20 protein-coding genes are annotated in these 18280 nt (G+C 70.1%); 10 read left to right on the forward strand and 10 right to left on the reverse strand.

Features of this window, described 5'->3' with window-relative positions; all coding sequences use genetic code 11:
- Window positions 1-32: 32 nt before the first annotated feature.
- From OG510_RS15150 to OG510_RS15180, 7 genes are read right to left on the reverse strand one after another with little or no spacing between them, the layout of a single operon-like run.
- Window positions 33-2588 carry an NADH-quinone oxidoreductase subunit G gene (locus OG510_RS15150; RefSeq protein WP_406137335.1) on the reverse strand — a complete coding sequence of 852 codons (2556 nt, stop codon included), beginning with the start codon at window positions 2586-2588 and terminating at the stop codon, window positions 33-35.
- Window positions 2585-3970: an NADH-quinone oxidoreductase subunit NuoF gene (gene nuoF / locus OG510_RS15155; protein WP_406137336.1), complete on the reverse strand. Its 1386-nt coding sequence runs from the start codon at window positions 3968-3970 to the stop codon at window positions 2585-2587. The genes OG510_RS15150 and nuoF overlap by 4 nt, the downstream gene beginning before the upstream one ends.
- A complete protein-coding gene (gene nuoE, locus OG510_RS15160; RefSeq protein ID WP_406142404.1) occupies window positions 3970-4782 on the reverse strand; it encodes an NADH-quinone oxidoreductase subunit NuoE in 813 nt (270 codons plus the stop codon). The genes nuoF and nuoE overlap by 1 nt, the downstream gene beginning before the upstream one ends.
- Before the next feature lie 53 nt (window positions 4783-4835).
- Window positions 4836-6179 (reverse strand): NADH-quinone oxidoreductase subunit D, encoded by a 1344-nt coding sequence (locus tag OG510_RS15165; protein ID WP_406137338.1) that lies wholly within the window; start codon window positions 6177-6179, stop codon window positions 4836-4838.
- Window positions 6179-6901 carry an NADH-quinone oxidoreductase subunit C gene (locus OG510_RS15170; RefSeq protein WP_406137340.1) on the reverse strand — a complete coding sequence of 241 codons (723 nt, stop codon included), beginning with the start codon at window positions 6899-6901 and terminating at the stop codon, window positions 6179-6181. The genes OG510_RS15165 and OG510_RS15170 overlap by 1 nt, the downstream gene beginning before the upstream one ends.
- On the reverse strand, window positions 6898-7452 hold the full coding sequence (locus OG510_RS15175) for an NADH-quinone oxidoreductase subunit B family protein (RefSeq protein WP_164266438.1): 555 nt from the start codon (window positions 7450-7452) through the stop codon (window positions 6898-6900). The genes OG510_RS15170 and OG510_RS15175 overlap by 4 nt, the downstream gene beginning before the upstream one ends.
- 18 nt (window positions 7453-7470) lie before the next feature.
- Entirely contained in the window at window positions 7471-7830 is a 360-nt protein-coding gene (locus OG510_RS15180; RefSeq protein ID WP_164266437.1) for an NADH-quinone oxidoreductase subunit A, read from the reverse strand.
- 806 nt (window positions 7831-8636) lie between these two features.
- Here OG510_RS15180 and OG510_RS15185 point away from each other — a divergent pair.
- Window positions 8637-9458 (forward strand): C40 family peptidase, encoded by an 822-nt coding sequence (locus OG510_RS15185; protein ID WP_406137342.1) that lies wholly within the window; start codon window positions 8637-8639, stop codon window positions 9456-9458.
- Window positions 9459-9677: 219 nt separating this feature from the next.
- The gene (locus OG510_RS15190; RefSeq protein ID WP_406137344.1) at window positions 9678-9968 is read left to right on the forward strand and encodes a DUF899 family protein; all 291 of its coding nucleotides are present in this window, start codon (window positions 9678-9680) and stop codon (window positions 9966-9968) included.
- Between the two features lie 34 nt (window positions 9969-10002).
- On the opposite strand, the gene OG510_RS15195 is transcribed toward OG510_RS15190, so the two are convergent.
- Window positions 10003-10428, reverse strand: a complete 426-nt coding sequence (locus OG510_RS15195; RefSeq protein ID WP_406137345.1) for a MarR family winged helix-turn-helix transcriptional regulator — start codon at window positions 10426-10428, stop codon at window positions 10003-10005.
- Between the two features lie 93 nt (window positions 10429-10521).
- Between OG510_RS15195 and OG510_RS15200 the strand changes: the two genes are divergently transcribed.
- The 3 genes from OG510_RS15200 (at window position 10522) to OG510_RS15210 (ending at window position 12645) form a co-directional block, all read left to right on the forward strand.
- Window positions 10522-11178 carry an MBL fold metallo-hydrolase gene (locus OG510_RS15200; protein ID WP_406142405.1) on the forward strand — a complete coding sequence of 219 codons (657 nt, stop codon included), beginning with the start codon at window positions 10522-10524 and terminating at the stop codon, window positions 11176-11178.
- Between the two features lie 118 nt (window positions 11179-11296).
- Window positions 11297-11815 carry a nuclear transport factor 2 family protein gene (locus OG510_RS15205; protein WP_406137347.1) on the forward strand — a complete coding sequence of 173 codons (519 nt, stop codon included), beginning with the start codon at window positions 11297-11299 and terminating at the stop codon, window positions 11813-11815.
- Window positions 11812-12645, forward strand: a complete 834-nt coding sequence (locus tag OG510_RS15210; protein ID WP_406137349.1) for an SDR family NAD(P)-dependent oxidoreductase — start codon at window positions 11812-11814, stop codon at window positions 12643-12645. The genes OG510_RS15205 and OG510_RS15210 overlap by 4 nt, the downstream gene beginning before the upstream one ends.
- Window positions 12646-12681: 36 nt before the next feature.
- Here OG510_RS15210 and OG510_RS15215 read toward each other — a convergent pair whose 3' ends face one another.
- A complete protein-coding gene (locus OG510_RS15215) occupies window positions 12682-13131 on the reverse strand; it encodes an ATP-binding protein (RefSeq protein WP_406137350.1) in 450 nt (149 codons plus the stop codon).
- A 256-nt stretch (window positions 13132-13387) separates the two neighbouring features.
- Between OG510_RS15215 and OG510_RS15220 the strand changes: the two genes are divergently transcribed.
- The 3 genes from OG510_RS15220 to OG510_RS15230 all read left to right on the forward strand — a co-directional run bounded on the left by OG510_RS15220 (window position 13388) and on the right by OG510_RS15230 (window position 15064).
- Entirely contained in the window at window positions 13388-14236 is an 849-nt protein-coding gene (locus OG510_RS15220) for a helix-turn-helix domain-containing protein (protein WP_406137351.1), read from the forward strand.
- Window positions 14237-14246: 10 nt separating this feature from the next.
- A complete protein-coding gene (locus OG510_RS15225) occupies window positions 14247-14447 on the forward strand; it encodes a DUF397 domain-containing protein (protein ID WP_328330032.1) in 201 nt (66 codons plus the stop codon).
- Between the two features lie 236 nt (window positions 14448-14683).
- Window positions 14684-15064, forward strand: a complete 381-nt coding sequence (locus OG510_RS15230; protein ID WP_406137353.1) for a hypothetical protein — start codon at window positions 14684-14686, stop codon at window positions 15062-15064.
- A 334-nt stretch (window positions 15065-15398) separates the two neighbouring features.
- Here the strand turns inward: OG510_RS15230 and OG510_RS15235 are convergent, their stop codons facing one another.
- Window positions 15399-16322 carry an NADP-dependent oxidoreductase gene (locus OG510_RS15235; RefSeq protein ID WP_406137355.1) on the reverse strand — a complete coding sequence of 308 codons (924 nt, stop codon included), beginning with the start codon at window positions 16320-16322 and terminating at the stop codon, window positions 15399-15401.
- Between the two features lie 83 nt (window positions 16323-16405).
- Here OG510_RS15235 and OG510_RS15240 point away from each other — a divergent pair, with 83 nt between their 5' ends.
- Together OG510_RS15240 and OG510_RS15245 are read left to right on the forward strand one after the other, a co-directional pair.
- Window positions 16406-16987 carry a TetR/AcrR family transcriptional regulator gene (locus tag OG510_RS15240; RefSeq protein WP_406137357.1) on the forward strand — a complete coding sequence of 194 codons (582 nt, stop codon included), beginning with the start codon at window positions 16406-16408 and terminating at the stop codon, window positions 16985-16987.
- An 89-nt stretch (window positions 16988-17076) separates the two neighbouring features.
- The gene (locus tag OG510_RS15245; RefSeq protein WP_406137359.1) at window positions 17077-18279 is read left to right on the forward strand and encodes a saccharopine dehydrogenase family protein; all 1203 of its coding nucleotides are present in this window, start codon (window positions 17077-17079) and stop codon (window positions 18277-18279) included.
- The last annotated feature ends 1 nt before the right edge of the window (window position 18280 follow it).

Here is an 18280-nt window from a genome sequence, read left to right on the forward strand (position 1 = left end):
CAGGTCCTCGGTCGCCGCGAGGTAGTAGTTCGTCACGCCTCCACCTCCGTCGTGGCCGCGGGTGCGGCGGGTGCGGGCGGTGCGGCGGAGATCCGCACCAGTTCGCCGGGGCGGGCGCCGGTGTCGCGCAGGACGCCGCCGCCCGTCGAGTTCAGCGGCAGCCAGACCACCCGGTCGGGCATCTCGGTGACCTGGAGCGGCAGTTGTACGTCGCCCGCGGGCCCGGTGACGGCGAGGAGGTCGCCGTCCTTGACGCCGGTCTCACCGGCGGTCGTGGCCGACAGCCGGGCGACCGCCGCGTGCCGGGTGCCGGCCAGCGCGTCGTCGCCCTGCTGGAGCAGCCCCTGGTCGAGCAGCAGCCGGTGCCCGGCGAGTACGGCCTCGCCGTCGGACGGGCGGGGCAGCGCGCCGGCCGTGCCGGCCGGGTCGCCCGCGTGCTGTCCGGTCCAGGCGCCGAGCCGGTCCATCTCGTCGCGTACGGACTTGATGTCCGGCAGCGCGAAATGGACGTCAAGAGCGTCGGCCAGCATGTGCAGCACCCGTGAGTCGGCCGGGGCCAGGGTGCGGGTCATCTGCTCGGGCTTGAGCGACGCCTCGAAGAGCCGCGCCCTGCCCTCCCAGTTGAGGAAGGTGCCCGCCTTCTCGGCGGCCGCCGCGACCGGGAGGACCACGTCGGCCCGGTCGGTGACCGCGCTGGGGCGCAGTTCCAGCGAGACCAGGAACCCGACCTTGTCGAGGGCCTCTTCGGCGCGTGCCGGGTCGGGGAGGTCAGCGGTCTCGACACCCGCGACGAGCAGCGCGCCCAGTTCGCCGGTGGCGGCCGCTTCGATGATCTGCCCGGTGTCCCGGCCGAAGTGGTGCGGGAGTTCGCGTACGCCCCAGACCGCCGCCACCTCGTCGCGGGCCCGCGGATCGGTGGCGGGGCGGCCGCCGGGCAGCAGCGCGGCGAGCGCGCCCGCTTCGACGGCGCCGCGCTCCCCGGCCCTGCGGGGCACCCAGACCAGGGCGGCGCCGGTGGCGGTGGCGGTGCGGACGGCGGCGGTGAGCGCGCCCGGTACGGCGGCGAGCCGTTCGCCGACGACGATCACCGCGCCTTGCTCGCGGAGCGCTTCGGCGGCCCGCTGCCCGTCGGCGTCCAGGCCGACCCCGCCCGCGATGGCGTCCAGCCACTCGGTCTCGGTGCCGGGTGCGGCGGGCAGCAGTGTGCCGCCCGCTTTCGCGAGTCCGCGGGTGGCGTGGGTGGCGAGGGAGAAGGTGCGCTGCCCATGCTTGCGGTGTGCCTTGCGCAGCCGCAGGAAGACGCCGGGCGCCTCCTCCTCGGACTCGAATCCGGCGAGCAGGACCGCGGGGGCCTTCTCCAGCGAGGTGTTGGTGACACCGCTTCCTCCCCCAAGTTCTCGGCTTCGCTCGGACAGGGAGGTGCCCCCCAGGTCCCGGCCGCGGCCGGCGACCCGGGCGGCCAGGAAGTCGGCCTCCTCGGCGGAGTGCACCCGGGCGCGGAAGTCGACGTCGTTGGTGTCGAGGGCGACGCGGGCGAACTTGGCGTAGGCGTACGCGTCCTCGACGGTGAGGCGGCCACCGGTCAGCACACCGGCCCGGCCGCGCGCCGCCGCCAGGCCGTTCGCGGCGCGCTCCAGCGCCTCGGGCCAGCTCGCCGGTTCCAGGACACCGTCCTCGTTCCGTACCAGCGGGGTGGTGAGCCGGTCGGGGCGCTGGGCGTAGCGGAAGCCGAAGCGGCCCTTGTCGCAGAGCCACTCCTCGTTGACCTCGGGGTCATTGGCGGCGAGCCGCCGCATGACCTTGCCGCGCCGGTGGTCGGTGCGGGTCGCGCAGCCGCCCGCGCAGTGTTCGCACACCGAGGGCGACGACACCAGGTCGAAGGGGCGGGAGCGGAACCGGTAGGCCGCCGACGTCAGTGCGCCGACCGGGCAGATCTGGATGGTGTTGCCGGAGAAGTACGACTCGAACGGGTCGCCCTCACCGATGCCGACCTGCTGGAGCGCGCCGCGCTCGATCAGGTCGATCATCGGGTCGCCGGCGATCTGGTTGGAGAAGCGGGTGCAGCGGGCGCAGAGCACGCACCGCTCACGGTCGAGGAGCACCTGGGTGGAGATCGGTACGGGCTTCTCGAAGGTCCGCTTCTTGCCGTCGAACCGGGAGTCCGCGTTGCCGTGCGACATCGCCTGGTTCTGCAGGGGGCACTCGCCGCCCTTGTCGCAGACCGGGCAGTCCAGCGGGTGGTTGATGAGCAGCAGCTCCATCACACCGTGCTGGGCCTTCTCGGCGACCGGTGAGGTGAGGTGCGACTTGACGACCATGCCGTCGGTGCAGGTGATGGTGCAGGAGGCCATCGGCTTGCGCTGGCCCTCGACCTCGACGATGCACTGGCGGCAGGCGCCCGCGGGGTCGAGGAGCGGGTGGTCGCAGAAGCGCGGGATCTCGATGCCGAGCTGTTCGGCGGCGCGGATGACCAGGGTCCCCTTGGGGACGGAGATCGCGATGCCGTCGATGGTCAGCGACACCAGATCCTCGGGCGGTACCGCCGCCTCACCGCCCCCGGAGGGAGCGCTGTTCGTGGTCACTGTCATGCGTTCACCTCCGAGGTGTGGCGGGGCTCGTCGGCCCAGACGGTCGACAGTTCCGGGTCGAGCGGGCAGCCCTTGCCGGTGATGTGCTGCTCGTACTCCTCGCGGAAGTACTTGAGCGAGGAGAAGATCGGCGAAGCGGCGCCGTCGCCGAGCGCGCAGAACGACTTGCCGTTGACGTTGTCGGCGATGTCGTTGATCTTGTCGAGGTCGGCCATCTCGCCCTTCCCGGCCTCGATGTCGCGGAGCAACTGGACGAGCCAGTAGGTCCCTTCACGGCAGGGCGTGCACTTGCCGCAGGACTCGTGCGCGTAGAACTCGGTCCACCGGGTGACGGCCCGCACCACGCAGGTCGTCTCGTCGAAGCACTGGAGCGCCTTGGTGCCGAGCATCGATCCGGCCGCGCCCACCCCCTCGTAGTCCAGCGGGACGTCGAGGTGCTCGTCGGTGAACATCGGGGTCGAGGAGCCGCCCGGTGTCCAGAACTTGAGCCGGTGGCCGTGCCTGATCCCGCCGCTCATGTCGAGCAGCTGGCGCAGGGTGATGCCGAGCGGGGCCTCGTACTGTCCGGGGCTGGTGACGTGCCCGCTGAGCGAATACAGCGTGAACCCGGCGGACTTCTCGGTGCCCATCGACTTGAACCAGTCCTTGCCCCGGTTCAGGATCGCGGGAACCGACGCGATGGACTCGACGTTGTTCACCACAGTGGGACATGCGTAGAGCCCGGCGACAGCGGGGAAAGGAGGCCGGAGCCTGGGCTGGCCGCGGCGGCCCTCCAGGGAGTCGAGGAGCGCGGTCTCCTCACCACAGATGTACGCGCCCGCCCCCGCGTGCACGGTGACGTCGAGGTCGATTCCGCTGCCGAGGATGTCCTTGCCGAGGTAGCCCGCCTCGTACGCCTCACGGACGGCTTCGTGCAGCCGCCGCAGTACGGGGACGACTTCGCCGCGCAGATAGATGAAGGCGTGCGACGACCTGATCGCGTAGCAGGCGATCACGATGCCCTCGATGAGGGAGTGCGGGTTGGCGAAGAGGAGCGGGATGTCCTTGCAGGTCCCGGGCTCCGACTCGTCGGCGTTGACGACCAGGTAGTGCGGCTTGCCGTCGCCCTGCGGGATGAACTGCCACTTCATCCCGGTGGGGAAGCCCGCGCCGCCGCGGCCGCGCAGGCCCGAGTCCTTGACGTAGGCGATGAGGTCGTCGGGCGCCATGGCGAGGGCCTTCTTCAGCCCCTCGTACCCGTCGTGCCGTTTGTACGTCTCCAGGGTCCAGGATTCCGGCTGGTCCCAGAAGGCCGAGAGGACCGGGGTGAGCAGCTTCTCGGGGCTGGTCTCGCCCTCGCCCTCGCCGTTTCCGCTGCCGTTGAGCTCGGTTGCCACGCTCATCACTCCCCCTCCTCGGTCACGGGGCCTGCCGGGTGCTCCGGGTCGGACGCCGAGGTCTTCTGTGGTGCGTCGTGCGAGCTGAGGTGCTCGGAGCCGGGCTGGGCCGGGGCCTTCGGGGAGCCGCCGCGCGGGGAGACCACGCGCGGCTGCGGTGCCTCGCCCTTGGCGAGCCGCAGGCCCACCAGCGACGCGTGTCCGGCGCCGCCCGTCGACTCGACCGCGCCGTCCCGCGCGTCGGGGAAGCCGGCCAGGATCCGGGAGGTCTCCTGGTAGGTGCAGAGCGGCGCGCCCCGGGTCGGGGTGACCTGCTGTCCGTCGCGGAGGTCGTCGACGAGGCGCTTCGCGGACTCGACGGTCTGGTTGTCGAAGAACTCCCAGTTGACCATCAGGACCGGTGCGAAGTCGCAGGCCGCGTTGCACTCGATGTGCTCCAGCGTGACCTTGCCGTCCTCGGTGGTCTCGCCGTCGCCGACGTCGAGGTGCTCACGCAGCGCCGAGTAGATGGCGTCGCCGCCCATCACCGCGCAGAGCGTGTTGGTGCAGACGCCCACCTGGTAGTCGCCGCTCGGCTTGCGCCGGTACATCGAGTAGAAGGTGGAGACCGCGGTGACCTCGGCGGTGGTGAGGTCCAGCGCCTCGGCGCAGAACCGGACGCCGGTACGGGTGACGTACCCCTCCTCCGCCTGCACCAGGTGCAGCAGCGGCAGCAGCGCCGACCTGCTGCCCGGGTAGCGGGCGATGATCTCCTTGGCGTCCGCGTCGAGCCTGGCGCGTACGTCGGCCGGGTAATCGGGGGCGGGGAGCTGGGGCATGCCCAGGCTCGTCGGGGCGGCCGATGCCGCCGGAGCCGCCGAATGCGCTTCCGTCATCGGTCGACGCCTCCCATCACGGGGTCGATGGACGCGACGGCCACGATGACGTCGGCAACCTGGCCGCCCTCGCACATCGCCGCCATCGCCTGGAGATTGGTGAAGGACGGGTCGCGGAAGTGGACCCGGTAGGGGCGGGTGCCGCCGTCCGAGACCATGTGGACGCCCAGTTCGCCCTTGGGCGACTCGACAGCGGTGTACGCCTGTCCGGCCGGGACCCGGAAGCCCTCGGTCACCAGCTTGAAGTGGTGGATCAGGGCCTCCATGGAGGTGCCCATGATGTTCTTGATGTGGTCGAGCGAGTTGCCGAGTCCGTCCGGGCCGAGCGCGAGCTGCGCGGGCCAGGCGATCTTCTTGTCGGCGACCATGACCGGGCCCGGCTCCAGCCGGTCCAGGCACTGCTCGACGATCCGCAGCGACTGGCGCATCTCTTCGAGGCGGACCAGGAAGCGGCCGTACGAGTCGCAGGTGTCCGCGGTCGGCACGTCGAACTCGTAGTTCTCGTAGCCGCAGTACGGGTCGGACTTGCGCAGGTCGTGCGGGAGGCCGGCGGCGCGCACGATCGGCCCGGTCGCGCCGAGCGCCATGCAGCCGGCCAGGTCGAGATAGCCGACGTCCTGCATACGCGCCTTGAAGATCGGGTTGCCGGTGGCGAGCTTGTCGTACTCCGGCAGGTTCTTGCGCATCGTCTTGAGGAACTCGCGCAGTTGGTCCACGGTGCCGGGCGGCAGGTCCTGGGCCAGTCCGCCGGGCCGGACGAACGCGTGGTTCATCCGCAGTCCGGTGATCAGCTCGAAGATGTCGAGGACGAGTTCACGGTCCCGGAAGCCGTAGATCATGATCGTCGTCGCGCCCAGCTCCATGCCGCCGGTGGCGATGGCCACCAGGTGCGAGGAGAGCCGGTTGAGTTCCATCAGCAGGACCCGGATGACCGAGGCGCGGTCGGGGATCTGCTCCTCGATGCCGAGCAGCTTCTCGACGCCGAGGCAGTATGCCGTCTCGTTGAAGAACGGCGTCAGATAGTCCATGCGCGTGACGAAGGTGGTGCCCTGCGTCCAGGTCCGGTATTCGAGGTTCTTCTCGATACCGGTGTGCAGATAGCCGATGCCGCAGCGGGCCTCGGTGACGGTCTCGCCGTCGATCTCCAGGATGAGCCGGAGCACACCGTGGGTGGACGGGTGCTGCGGCCCCATGTTGACGACGATGCGCTCGTCGTCGGTCTTGGCCGCGGACTGGACGACCTCGTCCCAGTCGCCGCCGGTGACTGTATATACAGTCCCCTCGGTCGTCTCGCGGGCCGATGCGGCCGAGGCGCGGGGAGCTTCGCTGGAAGTGGTCATCAGGTGTACGACCTCCGCTGGTCCGGAGCAGGAATCTGGGCGCCCTTGTACTCGATGGCGATCCCGCCCAGGGGGTAGTCCTTGCGCTGCGGGAAGCCCTGCCAGTCGTCCGGCATCATGATCCGGGTGAGGGCGGGGTGGCCGTCGAATTCCAGGCCGAAGAAGTCGTAGACCTCGCGCTCGTGCCAGTCGTTCGTCGGGTAGACGGTGACCAGCGACGGGATGTGCGGGTCCGCGTCCGGCGCGCTGACCTCCAGGCGGATCAGCCGGCCGTGGGTGACCGAGCGCAGGTGGTAGACCGCGTGCAGTTCGCGGCCCTTGTCGCCGGGGAAGTGCACGGCGCTGACGCCGGTGCACAGCTCGAAGCGCAGGGCCGGGTCGTCGCGCAGCGTCCGCGCCACGGTCACCAGGTGCTCGCGGTCGATGTGGAAGGTGAGTTCGTCCCGGTCGACGACCGTCTTCTCGATGGCGTTCTCCGGGACGAGCCCCAGTTCCTCCAGGGCGCCCTCCAGTTCGTCGGCGACCTCGTCGAACCAGCCGCCGTAGGGGCGGTTGGTGGCGCCGGGCAGGGCCACCGTCCGTACGAGACCGCCGTATCCGCTGGTGTCGCCGCCGTTGCGGGCGCCGAACATCCCCTTGCGTACGCCGATGACCTCACCGGTCTCGTCGCGCGGGGCGGGCGCCGCGCCGTTCTGCTCGCGCTGCTCTTCGTCGCCGCTCACCGCAGCAGCCCCTTCATCTCGATCGTCGGGAGCGCCTTGAGGGCCGCCTCCTCCGCCTCGCGGGCCGCTTCCTCCTGGTTGACCCCGAGCTTGGTGCCCTGGATCTTCTGGTGAAGCTTGAGGATGGCGTCCATCAGCATCTCGGGACGCGGTGGGCAACCGGGCAAATAGATATCAACCGGGACGATATGATCTACACCCTGAACAATTGCGTAATTATTGAACATACCGCCTGAAGACGCACAAACCCCCATGGAAATAACCCACTTGGGGTTGGGCATCTGGTCGTAGACCTGCCGCAGGACGGGCGCCATCTTCTGGCTCACCCGCCCTGCCACGATCATCAGGTCCGCCTGCCGCGGCGAACCGCGGAAGACCTCCATGCCGAACCGCGCGAGGTCGTAGCGGCCCGCACCCGTCGTCATCATTTCGATGGCGCAACAGGCGAGGCCGAAGGTGGCCGGGAAGACGGAGGACTTCCGCACCCAGCCGGCGGCCTGTTCGACGGTGGTCAGCAGAAATCCGCTCGGCAGCTTCTCTTCGAGTCCCATGGTGTGCTCCTCAGCCCCTCAGTCCCATTCCAGACCGCCACGCCGCCACACATACGCGTAGGCGACGAAGACGGTGAGCACGAAGAGCAGCATCTCGACGAGCCCGAAAAGCCCCAGGGAGTCGAAGGTGACCGCCCAGGGGTAGAGGAAGACGATCTCGATGTCGAAGACGATGAAGAGCATCGCCGTCAGGTAGTACTTGATGGGGAAACGGCCGCCTCCGGCCGGCGTGGGTGTCGGTTCGATACCGCACTCGTACGCCTCGAGCTTCGCCCGGTTGTAGCGCTTGGGACCGGTAAACGTGGCCATGACCACGGAGAAGATCGCAAACCCTGCCCCGAGGGCGCCGAGCACGAGGATGGGCGCGTAGGCATTCACGCTCCTCGCTCCTTCCAGTCGTCCTTGACCGTTGGACCGCATCGGGCCGGCTCGTCCGCCTCGCTCCCCCGCCGTCCTGACGAAGATCGCGAATATGTGAAGCAGGTCACAAGCCCGACTGCCCCGCATCCTATGCCCGCCGGTCTGTGATCTGCGACACGGGGTACGACAACGCCTTTGTGATCTCCACCACCTGACGAAGGATCATCAAGTCGGATGACCGGTGATCTTCATACGTGAAGCGCCCGAGTGGTCACGAGACGTGACATCTCACTGAGTTACCGCTGGTCGAGAGGGTGCGCCACTATCAAGTGGTGGCCTCTACATGCAAATTGGCGATGGACACGGATGGGTGATATCGCCCTTCCGGCTCTCCGGGGAGCGGCCCCGGCGGCCGCGGGAGGCGCGTGCACGCGTTCACGAGCTTCCCCGGGAGCCGTCCGGAATCCCTCCGGAAGTTCCGCCGGAAGTCGCCCCGGAGCTCCGGGGAGGAGGGGGACTCATCACCGCGGTCGCGGACGCAGCACCGGCGCCCTCCGGTTCGCGGCGCCCATGTGACCTGCCTCACCCGGGTCGGGTACCGGAGAAACAGGGCTTGGCCAACCTCGTGAACGGATGGTAGGCGTCGGGCAATTCGGGCGTATTGCAGAAAGCCCATGATCACGCCCTTGATCGCGGGTGCCCGTATTGCCCGTTTCGGCGTCAATAAAGGCCGCAGGCAACCGGAATGAACTGTTCCAGTCGTAACTGTGGCGCAACACACGTTTGTTGAAGCCACCCCGGAATGACTGATAGCGGTAGTGCTCATGTCCCACACCGCTCACATACCCAGCCACCGGAAGCCCCGCCGCAGCAGCGCAGCCAAGACCGCGCTCCGCGCCGGAGTTGCCGGTGGCGTTCTCAGCACCATCGCAGTGGCGGGTGCAGCTGGTTCGGCGAACGCGGCCGAGCCGGTGAACGAGAGCACCATCCAGATGCCCACCCTCAGCGCGGCCCAGGTCGCCGACGTCACGGAGCAGGTCGCCGCCGACCTGCAGCAGCAGGCCCAGCAGGACACCGCGGCCCAGGACGCCGCCAAGGCGGCCAAGAAGGCCCACGCGGAGGCCGTGCACAAGGCGGAGGCCAAGAAGAAGGCCGAAGCGAAGGCCAAGGCCGAGGCCAAGGCGAAGGCTGACGCCGCCGAAGCCGCGCGCGCCTCGCGTTCGTCCTCCCGTACGGCCCTGCACGCCGTCACCACCGCCGCGAGCACGTCCTCCAGCTCCTCGGTGGGCTCGGGCTCCGTCGCGTCCATCGTGAGCTTCGTGAAGTCCCACATCGGCGACGCGTACGTCATGGGCGGCACCGGCTCCAGCTCCTGGGACTGCTCGGGTCTGGTCCAGGCCGCGTACAAGAACGTGGGTGTCGACCTCCCCCGCGTCTCCCAGGGCCAGTCGACCGCGGGCACCCAGGTCTCGCTGAGCAACCTGCAGCCCGGCGACATCCTCTACTGGGGCAGCGCGGGCAGCGCGTACCACGTGGCCATCTACGTCGGCGGCGGCCAGTTCGTCGGCGCGCAGAACCCGAGCACCGGTGTGGTCGAGCGCCCGCTGGACTACGACCAGCCGACCGGCGCGGTCCGCGTCCTCTGAGCAGCCGCACCTTCTGAACCACCGCGCACGGCCGTCCCCGGCCGTGCGTGAAGCTCCGGCCGAAGGGCCGCCACTCCCCCGCTCGGGGGTGGCGGCCCTTCGTCGTGGGCGGCGCGGTGGTCCCGTCGTTTCGCTGCCCGGCGCGGCCGTGGCGCGGGCATACGCTGCTGGGCCGGGGCAGATGGTGGCCACCGGACAGCGGCTCAGCCGGAGGTAGCGATGCGTCAGACCAATCTCACCGGGGAATCGGCCGGCTACGTCGGCGCCCGCGAGGAGCTGCGGCAGGCCGAGATCGAGCTGATGCGCCACCGCGAGCGCGTCGCAGCCCTGCGCCGGGCGCTGCCGCCGGGCCCTGTCGTCGACGACTACGTGTTCCAGGAGGGCCCGGCCCACCCACGGATGGCCGACGACATCGACCAGCGGGGCATCGACCTGCTCAGCCCGGTATGGCACCTCCTCGACCTCACCCCCCGGGGCCGGGGCGACTGGTTCGCGTCACTGCGGTACTAGGACATAGGACAGCCGGGCTCCGCCGCCCCCTGGGTCACGCCCCGTTGATGCGGGCGGTGACGCGGTCCAGCAGGGGCACGCAGTCCCGCAGTTGACCCCGCTCGTCGCCGTCGAGTGCCTCGCGGATAGCGGTGTTGAGCCAGGTGGCCCGGCGGGTGCGCTCCTGCTGGAGGCGGGTGCGGCCGGTGTCGGTGAGGTGCAGCAGGAGCTTGCGCCCGTCGTCGGCGTGCGGTTCGGCGCGCACCGAGCCGCCGGCGATGAGTTCCTTGACGGACTTGGCGGCGGACTGATGCGTCACTCCGCGCCGGTGCGCGAGTTCGGCCGTGGTCTGCGGGCCGCTCCGGTCGAGATGACCCAGGACGGCGGCCTCTCCCGGGGGCATGGTGTCAACGGTCCGCACGGCGCGGACCAGTTCCCCGATCGCCCGTCGCAGGTCTTCGGCCAGCGCGTCGTCTTCCATGGCCCCCATCCTAGCCGAAACTGTGCAACCAATCTGTACAATTAATCTGTACAACCAGGTTGTACAGTTTCGGGGATGCCTGAGGAGGCCCGTATGCAGCTCACCAAGTTCGGCCACGCCTGCGTCCGTATCGAGAAGGACGGCCGCCGCCTGACCGTCGACCCCGGAGGTCTGACCGGACCGGAAGCACTCGAAGGCGCCGACGCCGTCCTGGTCACCCACGAACACTTCGACCACTTCTCCGAGGAGGTGCTCCGCAGGGCCGCCCAGGACAATCCGGCCCTGCGCATCTGGGCCAACACCGCGGTCGCCGAGCGGCTGGACGGCCTCGGCGGGAGGGTCACCGCCGTCGGAGAGGGAGCGGCGTTCACGGCGGCCGGCTTCGACGTGGCCGTACTCGGCACGTGGCACGCGGTCATCCACCCCGACATCCCGCGCGTCGGCAACGTCGGATTCCTCATCGACGAGGCGCTCTTCCACCCCGGAGACGCCCTCACCGTGCCGGAGACCGCCGTCGACACCCTGCTGCTGCCGGTCCACGGCCCGTGGTCCAGCACCGGGCAACTGATCGACTACGTACGCGAGGTGGGCCCGCGGCAGGTCTGCGCCATCCATGACGGCGCACTCAACGACGTCGGCACCGCGATGGTCGGCGGCTTCCTCGGCGACAACGGCCCCGGTCTCGGCGCCCGCTACCACCAGCTGCCCGTCGGCGCGTCCCTCACCACGGACCCGGAGACCACCGGGTGACCGCCGGCGGGACATCCGCTCCCGCTTCTCCCACTGACAGGGAATCCGCCGTGTCCTCCGCCCGTACCCGCCGCATACTGTCGCGGCCCGCCCATCCGTACGCCGAGAGGAGCCAGCGATGCCGTCACCGTCCGCCGCCCCGCCGAGCCCGAGCCTTGCCGAGCGTGTTGCCCGGCTGGAGGCCCGGCAGGAGATCGAAGAGCTGAAGTACCGGTATCTGCGCGCCTGCGACCACAAGGACCCCGAGGAGTTCCGCGCCTGTTTCATCCGTGAGGGCGCCGACATCGACTACGGGGAACTGGGCGCCTTCGCCACCGTCGACGAGCTCGTCACCCTCTTCAGCCGGATCGCGCTGGCCCGCGGCGGTGCGGGCCACATCGTCCTGGACATGCACCACGGCCTGCACCCGCAGATCGCCTTCCGCTCCCCCACCGAGGCCACCGGCCGCTGGACGCTGCGCTTCCGGCAGCTCAACCTCGCCGATGAGACCGAGCGGGTGATGTGCGGTGAGTACGACGACCGTTACGTCGTCGAGGACGGCGCTTGGCGTCTGGCCAAGCACCACTTCCGCACCCTGTGGTCACTGAGCCGACCGCTGCCCCAGGGGTACGCCGTCGACCAGGGAGGGCTGCGGTGACCGGGACCCCCACCCGCGTCGCGCTGGTCACCGGCACCGGCCGGGGCGTCGGCCGGGGCATCGCCACCGCGCTCGGCGCGCACGGCTGGACCGTCCACGTCACCGGCCGGGGCGAGCCGGGCCCCGGCAGCCCGCAGGCGGAGACCGCCCGCCGGGTCACAGCGGCCGGCGGCGAGGGCATCGGCCTGCGCTGCGACCACCGCGACGACTCACAGGTCGAGGCACTGATCGAGCGGATCACGGGCGAGCGGGGCCGGCTCGACCTGCTGGTCAACAACGTATGGGCGGCGCCCGACGGCATGGCCGGGCTCGACGAGCCGTTCTGGACCCGGCCCGTCTCCGACTGGGAACCGCTGGTCGGCATCGGGCTGCGCGCCCACTACGTCGCCTCGGTGCACGCGGCCCGCCACATGGTGGCCCGCGGCAGCGGTCTCATCGTCAACATCTCCTCGTTCGGTGCCCGCGCCCCGCTGCACTCGGTGCTGTACGGCATCTCCAAGGCGGGTCTGGACAAGATGGCCGCCGACATGGCGCACGAACTGCGCGCGACGGGGGTGTCGGCGCTCTCCCTCTGGCCCGGCCTGGTGCGTACGGACGGGCTGGTCGAGGCCGGGGTGACGGAGGTGGCCGGGTTCCGCCTGGCGGACGCCGAATCACCCGAGCTGGTCGGTTCCGTCATCGCCCGCCTCGCGGACGACAGCCGGCTGCCGGAGCGCAGCGGGCACACCTATGTCGTCGCCGAACTCGCCGATGAGTACGGAGTGACCGAGCCCGACGGCCGACGCCCCGCCTCCCACCGTGCGGCTTTCGGCGGCGGCCCGCTGTACTGAACCGGCGCCCGCTGGGGCGTGTTGTGCTTCTGTGGTTCACGGGGCCGTTTCGAGCGTGAACCACACGGACTTGGACCGCGGCACGGGGTCGCCGTTGGCTCTGGTTCCCCAGCGGGCCGCGAGGGCTTCCACCAGGACCAGGCCGCGGCCGTGTTCGCCGCAGGGGACGTGTTCGGTGTGCGCGCGCCAGGGCAGCGCCGCCGGCTCGTCGTCCGTCACGTACACCGTCACCCGCCTCGGGTTGACCGTGACGTCCACCCGGACGAGCGGTGAACGGGTGTGGCAGTACGCATTGGTGACGACCTCGCTCACGCAGAGGCGCCCGTCCTCCACGAGGCCGGGATGACCGGTGGCCCGCAGCAGCGTGCCAAGGAATTCGCGCACGATGCCGGGCGCGGTCGGGCTGTTGGGCGCGATCAGCCGGTACCGGGCCCCGCGCCACGGAAGGGGCGGACGGGGTACGGGTCGGGCGGTTGCCGGGGTCATCTGGTGGTCTCCCTTACGTGATCCGGTCTCGGCCGCAGCGCGCATCGCCATCCGTACCCGTGGCATCGGCCACCTTTCATGCCGCCAACTGGCATGCGGATGACTGCACTTCGGGCCTGCGACGCTTCGTGCGACGTTCAGGACGCTAGGGCACAACAATGCGACGGCACAACAGTGGGACGGCCGTAGCACCCATATGAGTGGACCAGTGGCACAGTGAGGCGGCACACTCGTACCGCACGAACAGGAGGGGTCGATGCCGCCAAGGAGCTACCCGACCGCCAGGCAGAAGCGCCTGGGCGCAGAACTTCGCAAACTGCGCGAGCGCGCAGGCATGTCCGGGAGCGAGGCAGCCGCGTACCTCGGCGGCGAGCGGGCCCAGATCAGTCACATCGAATCGGGCCGGTACGGAGTGAGCGACCAGCGCGTCCGCCGACTCGCCGCCCACTACTCGGCGAACGACAAGCACCTCGTCGATGCGCTGGCGAACATGGCCGAGGAGCGCACCAAAGGGTGGTGGGACGAGTACCGCGGAATACTGTCACCCGGCTTCCTGGACCTGGCGGAGCTGGAACATCGGGCGACCTACATTCGCTCCATCCAGATGCTGAATATTCCCGGCATCTTCCAGACGGAGATGTATGCGCGAGATCTGATCCAGAGCGGCGTTTCCGATCTCCCGACCGCTGAACTGAGCGCCCGCGTCGAGCACCGAGTGCGGCGACGCGATATTTTCGACCGGCCCACTCCGACCCCGTTCGAGGCGTTCATCCACGAAGCCGCCCTCCGCATGAGGTACAGCGACACCAGCACGATGAGAGACCAACTCGACTTCCTGCGGACGGTCTCCACCTGGCCGTCCGTGACGATTCGCGTCATCCCGTTCACCGAGCGGATCACCGGGTCGGTGCACTCGATGGTTTACGCCGGGGCCACCATCCCGGCGCTCGACACGGTCCAGATCGACAGCGCCTTCGACGCGGGCTTCCTGGACGCCGAGGCTCAACTCGCCAGGTACCGAGAGCTGCTTGATTCCATCGAATCGATCTCGCTCAGCCCGAAGAAGTCGGCCCAATTCATCCACCGCATCGCACAGGAAATGTGAGTCAACCGGCATGACCGACGCAATCAACTGGCAAAAGTCCTCATTTTCGGGAGCAGACAACAATCAGAGCTGCATCGAGCTGGCACCCGTTGACGGCTCGATCAAGATGCGCGAGAGCGACGACCCCGCAGTAGTGGTGACGACCAGTGTCGAGAAGCTGCGCGCCTTCGTGCTCGGCGTGAAGGCCGGGGAGTTCGACCACCTGATCTGACCAGCGATCAAGACGCCCCCCACCAGGCAGGTCGGGGGCGTTCCCCATGCGGAGGCACAACGTAGGGACGTCACACTGTTGCGCCGCATGCACCGGTGACGCTACCGTCACCGTACGTCGCCACCACGGCCGCAGCAGTAACCGAGCCGCGCCTGGGACCGCGTAACTCCGCCTGCCCTCACCACAGTTGAGGCGGGCCTCCCGGACTCCCCGACGCTGCGATCGGACGGTCGGCCATGCGTACGTCACGCCACACCCCCTTCACCCCCACCCGCGTCGAGGCCCGTGTCGAGTACGGCTTCCGGTTGGAGGTGCTGCGGTACGGGCCCGCGACCGGATTCCGGCCCGAGCCCGTCGACCTGCGAATCGTCGCCACCCCGCGCGAAGCCGTCCGCACGGTCCGCGCCCAGCTGCGGACCAGCCGTGTCCTCGGCCTGCCACCCCGCGAGGAGGTCCGCGCCCAGCGCTGGTCCGAACACGGCGGCTGGCTGCCCGCGCTCGCCGCGCTGCACCGCGGCGAGCCCTGCGGATTCGTACTGCTGCTCCGCAAGGGACGCCACCTCGAATGGACCGTGCGCCCCGTGCATTACCTGGCGCTCACCCCGGCACACCGATGAGGCCCCTCACCAAGGGCCCTCGCCAGTGGCGCCGCCCTGAATCCCACCTCATCGAAAGCCATCGCGTCCCCGGAGGCCGGATGTTGAGGTGATCGCTACGTTGGGGGGAATCTTCGCGCAGGTACCTGGCCGGGCCGGCAGAAGCTGAAGCCGCTCTGTGGATCGGAGGCTTCCCGCTGTTCGGGCGTGTGCCGGCCGTTGCGCCATCACTTTGACCTCGGGTGATCGCCGCGCGAGACCGGAACCCCACCACAGGCCACGGTCAACGATCACGGCATCGATGCACCGCACCCACCACACGTGACCTCGTAAGTCTGCGGGCTGAACCACGACTTCAGCTCGGTGCGATCACGATTTTGCCGTGCACATGCCTATCGGCCTGCGTCGTCACGGCTTCGCGAATCCGCTCGACCGGGAAGGTCGCCGCGATCGGCACCATGATGTCGCCGGAATGGATCGCGTCGGCTATCCGCTCCAGGGCGCCAGGACCCGCGTCGAGGGCGCCCGTCTTCCGCACGCCGGGCGGCGGGGCTGGGCCGTCGGCCACGACGGAGATCCGCTCGGGTGCCACGCCGAGCTTGAGCGCGGTCTCGGCCGCCTCCCTTCCGAACAGGTCGGTCGCAGCGGTGATCCCCTCGGGCGCCAGGGCCCGCACCCGGTCCGCGAGGCCGGGGCCGTACGCCACGGGTTCGGCGCCGAGGCCACGCAGGAATCCGAACGTGCCCTCGGAGGCGGTGCCGAGCACCCGGGCACCCGCAAGCCTCGCCAGTTGCACGGCGAAGATGCCCACACCCCCGGCCGCCCCACCGATCAGGACGGTGTCCCCGGTGCGGAGCCCGATCGCGGCGAGCGCGGCGGAGGCCGTCAGACCGGACACCGGAAGCGTGCCCGCCACCTCGTCCGCGATGCCGTCCGGGGTGACCCACAGGTGCGCCGCGGGTGTCTTGACCCGTACGAAATCGGCGACGGACCGGCCAATCGCAGCCCCGTACACCCGGTCGCCGGTCGCGAATCCCGTGGCTTCGGCACCCACCTCGTCCACCACACCGGCGAAGTCGCTGCCGAACCCGGCCGGCAAGGTGATGCCGAACCGCGCCGCCATGTCGGGCTGTGCGGCGATCTGCCAATCCATCGGATTCAGCCCGGCGGCCGTGACCCGGACGCGCACCTCGTCCGGTGCGGCGTGCGGCTCGGGTATCTCCTGCAGTTCGAGCACTTCGGGACCGCCAAATCGCCCGTAACGGACAGCTCTACTCATCGGTGACCTCTCCTGGCCAGTGATGGGACTCAGTCTCATGGACCGTACACCAGCGATGGGACGAAGTCCCGTACACTGCTCCCATGGCTCGCTGGCAACCCGACGCACCAGGACGACTCGGCGCCGCCGCCCTCGACCTCTTCGAGGAGAACGGCTACGAGAACACGACCGTGATCGAGATCGCGGAGCGCGCGGGGCTCACCAGGAGCACGTTCTTCCGGCACTTCCCTGACAAGCGCGAGGTGCTCTTCGGCAGCGGCACGGTGACCGGTCTGCTCGTCGAAGGGATCGCCTCGGCGCCGCCGGCGGCAGGCCCGCTCGACGCGGTGGCGAACGCCCTCGACGCGCTCGGCCAAGCGTTCTTCACCGTCGACCACCGCGAGTTCAGCGGCCGCCGCCAGGCCGTGCTGAACGCCCATACGGAACTGCGTGAACGCGAAGCCCTGAAAAGGATCGACCTCACCGCCTCGGCGACCGAGGCTCTCAGCCGCCGCGGAGTCCCGAGCCTGACCGCGCACGTGGCCGCGAAACTGGGCATGCTCGTCTGGGGGATCGCCTTCGACCGGTGGATCGACACCGACAACAGCGAGGACTTCGGCCCGCTGGCACGGCAAGCGCTCGCCGAAGTACGCGCGTCCGGAGCCGTGCGCCAGGTGCACGGCTGACGGAGCCCTCTCCCCGACGGCACTCGCTTGTCGCGTCGGCGCACCGTACTTACCGTTGGGTAACCGCCAGCTGAGGAGAGTGCGAGACCATGGACCGTACGTACGACATCGTCCTCGTCGGTGCGACCGGCTTCGTCGGGGCCCTGACCGCCGACTACCTGGCCCGCCACGTCCCCGACGGGTGCCGCTGGGCGCTGGCCGGACGGAACGACGAGGGCCTGCGCGCGCTGCGGAGCCAGCTCGCGGAGAGCGTACCGTCGGCCGCCGACGTCCCCCTGCTCCACGTCGACGTGCACGACCCCGCCACCGTGCGGGAAGCCGCCCGCTCCACCCGGGTCCTCGCCACGACGGTCGGCCCCTACGTCCGGCACGGCCTCGGTGTCGTCGCCGCCTGCGCCGACGCCGGAACCGACTACGTGGACCTCACGGGCGAGCCGGAGTTCGTCGACACCGCGTACGTCCGGCACCAGACCCGCGCGCTGGAGACCGGGGCGCGGCTGGTGCACGCCTGCGGGTTCGACTCCGTACCGCATGACCTCGGCGTCCAGTTCACCGTCGAGCAACTGCCGGAGGGCGTACCGCTGCGCATCGACGGTTTCGTACGCACCAACGCCGCTCCGTCCGGCGGCACGCTCGCCTCCACCCTCACCGCGCTGTCCCGGGGGCGGCAGACGATCCGTGCGGCGCGCGACCGCCGTACGGTCGAGCCCTGGCCTTCGGACCGTCGTATCTCCACCCCGGTCGGGGCGAGGTTCGCTGCCGAGGTCGGCGCCTGGGCGCTTCCGCTGCCCACCATCGACCCCCAGGTGGTGGCGCGTTCGGCCGCCGCGCTCGACTCCTACGGCCCGGACTTCCGCTACCGCCACTACGCTGCGGTCCGCCGGCTGCCGGTCGCCCTCGGCGCGGTGGCGGGGGTGGCCGGGATGGCGGCCGTCGCCCAGCTGCCCGCGGCCCGGCGCTGGATCTCCGGCCGGCTCGCGCCGGGCGACGGCCCGTCCAGGGAACGCAGGGACCGCAGCTGGTTCAGCGTCAGGTTCGTCGGCGAGGGCGGAGGGCAGCGCGTCTGCACCGAGGTGTCGGGCGGGGACCCGGGCTACGACGAGACCGCCAAGATCCTCGGCGAGTCCGCTCTCTGCCTCGCCTTCGACGAACTCCCCGCCCTGGCGGGCCAGCTCACGCCCGCCGTCGCCATGGGGCCGGTCCTGCGGGCGCGGCTGCTGCGCGCCGGTCTGCGGTTCAGGGTGGCAGCGCGGCGCCCGCTCACGAACGGCGGCCCCACCGCCACCGGTTGAC

Source organism: Streptomyces sp. NBC_01089 (assembly GCF_045162975.1).
Taxonomy (GTDB): Bacteria; Actinomycetota; Actinomycetes; order Streptomycetales; family Streptomycetaceae; genus Streptomyces.

Excerpts from the sequence above, each read along its gene's own strand:
- OG510_RS15150 (WP_406137335.1), bottom strand. The coding sequence starts at position 2,588 with ATGACAGTGACCACGAACAGCGCTCCCTCCGGGGGCGGTGAGGCGGCG.
- nuoF (WP_406137336.1), bottom strand. The coding sequence starts at position 3,970 with ATGAGCGTGGCAACCGAGCTCAACGGCAGCGGAAACGGCGAGGGCGAG.
- nuoE (WP_406142404.1), bottom strand. The coding sequence starts at position 4,782 with ATGCCCCAGCTCCCCGCCCCCGATTACCCGGCCGACGTACGCGCCAGG.
- OG510_RS15165 (WP_406137338.1), bottom strand. The coding sequence starts at position 6,179 with ATGACCACTTCCAGCGAAGCTCCCCGCGCCTCGGCCGCATCGGCCCGC.
- OG510_RS15175 (WP_164266438.1), bottom strand. The coding sequence starts at position 7,452 with ATGGGACTCGAAGAGAAGCTGCCGAGCGGATTTCTGCTGACCACCGTC.
- OG510_RS15185 (WP_406137342.1), top strand. The coding sequence starts at position 8,637 with ATGTCCCACACCGCTCACATACCCAGCCACCGGAAGCCCCGCCGCAGC.
- OG510_RS15190 (WP_406137344.1), top strand. The coding sequence starts at position 9,678 with ATGCGTCAGACCAATCTCACCGGGGAATCGGCCGGCTACGTCGGCGCC.
- OG510_RS15195 (WP_406137345.1), bottom strand. The coding sequence starts at position 10,428 with ATGGAAGACGACGCGCTGGCCGAAGACCTGCGACGGGCGATCGGGGAA.
- OG510_RS15200 (WP_406142405.1), top strand. The coding sequence starts at position 10,522 with ATGCAGCTCACCAAGTTCGGCCACGCCTGCGTCCGTATCGAGAAGGAC.
- OG510_RS15205 (WP_406137347.1), top strand. The coding sequence starts at position 11,297 with ATGCCGTCACCGTCCGCCGCCCCGCCGAGCCCGAGCCTTGCCGAGCGT.
- OG510_RS15215 (WP_406137350.1), bottom strand. The coding sequence starts at position 13,131 with ATGACCCCGGCAACCGCCCGACCCGTACCCCGTCCGCCCCTTCCGTGG.
- OG510_RS15220 (WP_406137351.1), top strand. The coding sequence starts at position 13,388 with ATGCCGCCAAGGAGCTACCCGACCGCCAGGCAGAAGCGCCTGGGCGCA.
- OG510_RS15225 (WP_328330032.1), top strand. The coding sequence starts at position 14,247 with ATGACCGACGCAATCAACTGGCAAAAGTCCTCATTTTCGGGAGCAGAC.
- OG510_RS15230 (WP_406137353.1), top strand. The coding sequence starts at position 14,684 with ATGCGTACGTCACGCCACACCCCCTTCACCCCCACCCGCGTCGAGGCC.
- OG510_RS15235 (WP_406137355.1), bottom strand. The coding sequence starts at position 16,322 with ATGAGTAGAGCTGTCCGTTACGGGCGATTTGGCGGTCCCGAAGTGCTC.
- OG510_RS15240 (WP_406137357.1), top strand. The coding sequence starts at position 16,406 with ATGGCTCGCTGGCAACCCGACGCACCAGGACGACTCGGCGCCGCCGCC.
- OG510_RS15245 (WP_406137359.1), top strand. The coding sequence starts at position 17,077 with ATGGACCGTACGTACGACATCGTCCTCGTCGGTGCGACCGGCTTCGTC.